At 57.3% G+C, this 1,193-nt stretch carries 1 protein-coding gene; it reads right to left on the bottom strand.

Features of this window, described 5'->3' with window-relative positions; translation table 11 throughout:
* Positions 1 to 145: 145 nt before the first annotated feature.
* Complete coding sequence (locus tag FFS27_RS32950) at positions 146 to 1,126, bottom strand: IS5-like element IS1384 family transposase (protein ID WP_010466230.1); 981 nt, start codon at positions 1,124 to 1,126, stop codon at positions 146 to 148.
* Positions 1,127 to 1,193 lie beyond the last annotated feature (67 nt).

Below are 1,193 nucleotides of genomic sequence, written 5' to 3'. Positions count from 1 at the left end.
GGATGGTCTGAAGTAGCCATGTATTTCCCCGGCATACCACCTAGCGCAACTTTTAAACTCGCCAAATGATCAAAAAACAATCAATTCGACGAGTATTTCTTACGTTTTCGCCACCCGGACCCCACTCCGGTGGCCATTTCCCGCATTACAGGCGCACCTCTCCTGCATTCGTCAGTAAATGTCGGCGCGCCATCCACAGGTTCGACAGAGCGAACAGTGTCACCAGTTGCGCCGTGTTTTTGGCCAAGCCGCGAAAGCGCACCTTGGTGTAACCGAACTGGCGCTTGATTACCCGGAACGGATGCTCGACCTTGGCGCGCACCTGAGCCTTGGCCTTTTCAATCTTGCGCTTGGCTTTGTACAGCACGCTGCGCTTATCGAGTTTTTTGTAGGTGCTGCGGCGTGCCGCCACCTGCCAGATAACTTCACGTCCTTCATGCTCGGGCCGCTTTTCGACACCGGTGTAGCCTGCATCGGCGCAGACCACGTTTTCGTCGCCATGCAGCAATTTGTCCACCTGGGTGACATCCGCCACATTGGCCGCCGTGCCCACTACGCTGTGCACCAGACCCGATTCGTCATCGGCGCCGATGTGGGCCTTCATGCCAAAATAATACTGGTTTCCCTTCTTGGTCTGGTGCATTTCCGGGTCGCGCTTGCCGTCCTTGTTCTTGGTCGAACTGGGCGCATTGATCAGCGTTGCATCGACGATGGTGCCCTGGCGCAGCGACAGGCCGCGGTCGCCCAGATAGCCATTGATGACAGCGAGGATGCCGGCCGCCAGCTCGTGTTTCTCCAGCAAGCGGCGGAAGTTGAGAATGGTGGTTTCGTCGGGGATGCGCTCCAGGTTCAGCCCGGCAAACTGGCGCAGGATCGTGGTTTCGTACAGCGCTTCCTCCATCGCTGGATCGCTGTAGCCGAACCAGTTCTGCAGCAGATGCACACGCAGCATCGCCATCAACGGGTAGGCCGGACGGCCACCTTCACCCTTCGGATAATGTGGCTCGATCAAAGCAATCAAGCCCTTCCACGGCACCACCCGATCCATCTCGATCAGGAACAACTCCTTGCGGGTTTGCTTGCGCTTGCCAGCGTACTCGGCGTCGGCGAAGGTCATCTGCTTCATCGGGAAACTCGGTGGGTGGGGTCGCGGTATTTTGCCAAATCAGAAAGTCTTTTTCAGAGTTTCCCTA

The sequence above is a fragment of the Pseudomonas sp. 2VD genome (assembly GCF_005503585.1).
In the GTDB taxonomy this organism is placed as follows: Bacteria; Pseudomonadota; Gammaproteobacteria; order Pseudomonadales; family Pseudomonadaceae; genus Pseudomonas; species Pseudomonas aeruginosa.
The sequence above is the reverse complement of the archived record's forward strand: the minus strand, read 5'-3'. Positions and strand labels throughout refer to the sequence as shown.